This is a genomic window from Mesorhizobium sp. M7A.F.Ca.MR.362.00.0.0 (assembly GCF_004023175.1).
Taxonomy (GTDB): domain Bacteria; phylum Pseudomonadota; class Alphaproteobacteria; order Rhizobiales; family Rhizobiaceae; genus Mesorhizobium.
Genome location: NZ_RZTF01000016.1, coordinates 40,172 through 45,030, shown reverse-complemented (window position 1 = coordinate 45,030; position 4,859 = coordinate 40,172). Strand labels below are relative to the sequence as shown.

The following is a 4,859-nucleotide window of genomic DNA, read 5'->3' as shown; positions in this document are numbered from 1 at the left end:
CCTGCACCAGAGCTTGGACTTGAGGGAGGGAGTGTTCTCACACCATGCAAATTCCGAACTTCGCTTGCGGATGCATGTTCCTCACGTCGGTTCGAAAAGGGATTGTCGCGGTCATCGATTTCGGTTGTGACACCCGAGCCCGCCGGCAGCATCATGCAGGCGGCAGGCCCAATGAAGAGCTCGAGACGGGGAGCGGCCGGTCGTTGCAGCCCGGGCGCGTTTCACTCCTCCCGGAATGCTCGCTGGATCTGATCGGCCAAGGGCTTGACGAGATAGGACAACATCGTGCGGCTGCTGGTCGAGAAGAACACCTCGACCGGCATGCCGGGCGCCAGGGTCAGTCTTTTGAGTCTGGCAAGTTCCGTGCGCGGCAAAACGATATGCACGGTGTAATAACCGGCGCCGGTGCGCTCGTCGGTGCTGAGATCGGCGGAGATCTTGCTGACGGTTCCGTTGAGTTCAGGCGTTGTGCGCTGATTGAAGGCCGAAAGCCGCAGCGTCGCCTCCTGCCCCTGTTTCAGCTGATCGATGTCCTGTGGCGCGACACGGGCTTCGACGGTCAGTTGGTCCGCGACCGGCACGATGAGCATGACCGGTTCGCCCGCAGTGATGACACCCCCAATCGTATGTACGGCAAGCTGAAGGACGACGCCGGCCTGCGGGCTGCGAATGTCGATGCGCTTGAGCTGGTCTTCGGCCGATACCTTGCGTTCGACGAGTTCCGAGAGTTTTGCCTGGACCTCACGCAGTTCGGTGGCGACTTCGCTGCGCAGATCCTGATCGATCTGGATGATTTGCAGGCGGATTTCCGACGTGTGGCCTTTCGACTGCGCTATCGCGGCGGTCAGCTGCCCATGTTCAGCCTCCAGCCGCACGGCCTCGCGCTCGAGAGCGGTGATGCGATCGATTGAGACCAGCTTGCGCTGCCATAGTGTGCGCATGCCCGCGAGCTCGGTTCCGATCAGCTTGATTTCCTGGCTCTTGGCGTCCTTTTGCTCGGTCAGGCCGGAGACTTCTTCGGCGAGCTGGGAGATACGTTCCGCCAACTGCGCCTTCTGGCCAGCGCGTGCCTGCCGGCGCAACTCGAAGAGCGACTGCTCTCCGGCCATCGTGCCGCTGACATCCGGATCGTCCCGCCGAGACATCAGCGACGGCGGAAAACCGATGGCGTCCGCACCGTCGCGCTCGGCTTTGAGACGTGCCAGGCGGGCATCGAGTTCATCCGCGCTCTTGGTGACAATGGCCAGATTGGCGCGGGTGACGGTTTCATCGAGATGAATCAAAACCTGTCCCGCTTGCACGGCATCGCCTTCGCGCACGAAGATCTGGCCGACCACGCCGCCGGTTGGATGCTGCACCTTTTTGACGCTGGAATCGACAACCAGCTTTCCCGAGGCAATGACTGCGCCGGAGAGGTCGGTCACCGCTGCAAGGCTGCCCGCTCCACCGACCAGAAGGATGGAGGTCGCAACGCCGCCGAGCAGATAACGTCGAATGGTCCGGTCGATCACCGATGTCGCTCTCTCCGCCATCAGAGCGCCGCCTCTTCAGGACTTGAGACAACTTTTAACGGAACACTGATGGGGCGGGTCACCTTGGTCATGATCTCATTCTTCGGGCCAAAGGCCTGAATACTGCCGTTCGTCATGACAAGGATCTGGTCAAGGCTTTGCAATGCACTCGGGCGATGCGCCACCACGATGGCCATGCCGCCTCTGTCGCGCACGCCCTGGATCGCCGCCGTCAAGGCGGCTTCGCCGTCGGCATCGAGATTGGAATTAGGCTCGTCGAGTATGACAAGAAACGGATCGCCATAGAGAGCACGCGCCAAGGCGACCCTCTGTCGCTGACCCGCCGAAAGCGCCGACCCGGCCTCGCCGATACGCGTTTCATAACCTTCAGGCAGGTGGACCACCAGATCATGAACACCGGCGGCGCGCGCGGCGGCCAGTATCTTGTCCGAGGGGGGCTGGGGTTCGAAGCGAGCTATGTTCTCGGCAATGGTGCCATCGAACAACTCGACATCCTGCGGCAGATAACCGACATGCTTGCCGAGTTCTTCCGACGACCACTGGTCGAGCGTCGCACCGTCGAGCCTGACGGTACCGCGCACTGGCAGCCAGACACCGGCGATCGCTCTGACGAGCGAGGATTTTCCCGAAGCGCTCGGACCGATGATGCCGAGGCCGGCGCCCTTCTCCAGCACGAAGCCCGCATCCTGGACGACAAGGCGACGCTCGCCCGGCGGCGCCACACTGATGCCCTCTACCGAGAGGCGAAACGACGGTGGCGGAAGCGAGACACTTGTTGCTGCCTCGGGCAGCAGCCCCAGAAGCTGAGTCAGGCGCGCCCAGGCCTGTCGGGCGCTGACGAAGCTCTTCCAATGCGCGATCGCGAGTTCGATCGGTGCCAGCGCCCGGCTCATCATGATCGAACTGGCGATCATGATGCCGCCCGTCGCCTCCTGATGGATGACGAGCCAGGCGCCGATCGCCAGGATGCCGGATTGAAGCATCATGCGCACGACTTTCGATGTCGTTCCGAGCGTCCCCGCCAAATCGCTCGCCTTGGCATTGGTGCTGAGATAGTCGGCGTTGATGCCTGACCAGCGCTCGGCGATGCGTGGGCCAAAACCCATTGCCTGAAGCACCTCGACATTGCGGCGCGTCGCCTCCGCCAGCGTGTTGCGCGCAGCGGCCTGTGTGTTGGCACGTTTCGCGGGCTGCCTGGTGCGCACCTCCGCAAGCAAGGTCAGGCCAAACAGAATGACGGCGCCGAGCAGCGCGGTCATGCCGATCCAGAAATGGAACAGGAAACAGATTGCGAGGTAAAGCGGCATCCAAGGCAGGTCGAACAGCGCGGTCGGCCCAGCGCTCGACAGGAACGACCGGACCTGATCGAGGTCCCGCAATGATTGCAAGCCATCGCCGGTGAGCTTCGTGCGCAACGGCAGACGCATCAGTGCGATGTAGACCTGCCCGCTGAGTCGCGCATCGAGCGCCATGCCGATACGCACCAGCAGCCGCGATCGGATCAGTTCGAGGACGCCCTGAAAGACGAACAGCGTGCCCGCAAACACGCAAAGGCCGACCAACGTCGGCACGCTGCGGCCGGGAATGACGCGATCGTAGACCTGCAGCATGAAGAACGAGCCGGTCAGCGCCAGGACGTTGACGACCCCGCTCATCAAGGCGATGCCGGCGAATGCCCGGCGAAAGGAAGCGAATATCGCCGTGAGCGTAGTTCGCGGCGGCTCAGATGGATGGATGTGAGACATCTTCCTTCACCTCGGGTCCAGCGCGGGCGCAAGCGGCAATGAACGCGTCCAAGACCGGTTGGCGAAGGGTGTCGGTTTCACTCCATCTTTCAGCATGGCACCTAGATGAACCAATCATTCAGCGCGTAGGCATGGACATAGTCGACGTGCATTTCAGAAGGGGTGGCAAGCCCGTCGGCGGGCGCTCCCGCCATGCCGCCGACAGCCTGGTTGACCAGCATATACATTGGCTTGTGCATGTCGGCAGGCGTTGGTGCGCGGGCAACTTCGACATCGTCGAAATACCAGACCAGCTCGCTTGGGGTCCAAAGCACCCCATATTTGTGGAACCCTTCGGTATCCGCTGCATATACGGTCGAGGTCACTTTCGTATGCGACCCCGTCGCATTCGAGTGGCTGGTCAGGGTGAGCTTGTTGGGATCCTGGCCGACCATCTCCACGGCGTCCAGTTCCGGCGGCCAGGAGCCATCCGCCGGAAGAAGCCAGAAGGCCGGCCATGCACCCTGCTTTTCGGGCATGTCGGCTCGAATTTCGAAATAACCGTAGGTCTGTGCGAAGGAATGGTAGGTCGTCAACAGACCTGACGTGTAATCATAGTTGTTTATGTAGGGCTTGATCGCGTCGGGAGCCCGGGCGGCCGTAATGGTGAGAACACCGTCCTGGACGCTGAACGGGTTGACCGAACTCGTGGGGGCGTAGCTGGTGTCGATATACCACTGAAGCTCACTGTTGGTGGTGAGCGAGCTGCCGTTCGGAGCACCCCACCAGAAGTTCGTGTCCCAGGTCCCGCTAGAACCGCTGTGCAGGTTCAAAGTATTGAACTCGTCCGAGAAGGTGAGCGTCAGATGCGACTTGTCCAGGGCGAGATCGAACTGGTTGGCGCTGAACTGGTCGATGGTCTTGTTGGCGAAGACGAGAAACTCGGTTGGCGACAGGGTGAGTCGGACGTTCGATCCCGACTGCACCATGTTGGCGTGCACCTGGTCGAAGGAGGTGAAGCCGTAGCCTCCGACGCGCACAATATCGTCGGCGCCGAAGTCGAGAATGAGGTCGCTGCCATTGCCCGGTTTGACGACAAAAATGTCAGCGCCGGAGCCACCCTTGAGAACATCGTCGCCTTTCAAGCCGTCGAGCGTCTGCTGGCCGGAACCGCCGACGATGATATTGTTCAGAGCGTTTCCGAAGGCATATTGTTTATCGCCCGTGACCGTCAGATTCTCAAAATTCGCCGGCAGCCTGTAGCTCATCCAGGTCGAGATCGTATCGATGCCCTCGTTGGGCAGCTCCACCGCTTTGTTTTTCGCGGAGTACAGGTAGTAAATATCGTCGCCCTTGCCGCCATACATCGTGACGCTGACGCTGCCGTCGCCATACAGCGAATCGTTATAGATGCTGCCGTAGAGGGCCGGGCCCGAATTCGTTGCCGAGTACCACTTTGCGGAGGACCCACTATAGGGGAGCGGAACACCCTTGGCGTTGGTTACGGTGGCCATTTTACTCACAGCTCCGTTGGTTTGTTCCAAGCCCTAACACGATGGAAGGCAAAAGGAGCCGATACGTTTTGTCTTCCGACTTCGGAGGG

3 protein-coding genes are annotated in these 4,859 nt (G+C 61.1%); all 3 read right to left on the bottom strand.

Annotated elements, in window-relative coordinates; translation table 11 throughout:
* Window positions 1-221: 221 nt before the first annotated feature.
* On the bottom strand, window positions 222-1,532 hold the full coding sequence (locus tag EOC06_RS04420; RefSeq protein ID WP_128307175.1) for an HlyD family type I secretion periplasmic adaptor subunit: 1,311 nt from the start codon (window positions 1,530-1,532) through the stop codon (window positions 222-224).
* Window positions 1,532-3,277 carry a type I secretion system permease/ATPase gene (locus tag EOC06_RS04415; RefSeq protein WP_127332335.1) on the bottom strand — a complete coding sequence of 582 codons (1,746 nt, stop codon included), beginning with the start codon at window positions 3,275-3,277 and terminating at the stop codon, window positions 1,532-1,534. The genes EOC06_RS04420 and EOC06_RS04415 overlap by 1 nt, the downstream gene beginning before the upstream one ends.
* A gap of 101 nt (window positions 3,278-3,378) precedes the next feature.
* Complete coding sequence (locus EOC06_RS04410; protein ID WP_127332333.1) at window positions 3,379-4,770, bottom strand: family 16 glycosylhydrolase; 1,392 nt, start codon at window positions 4,768-4,770, stop codon at window positions 3,379-3,381.
* Window positions 4,771-4,859: the final 89 nt, after the last annotated feature.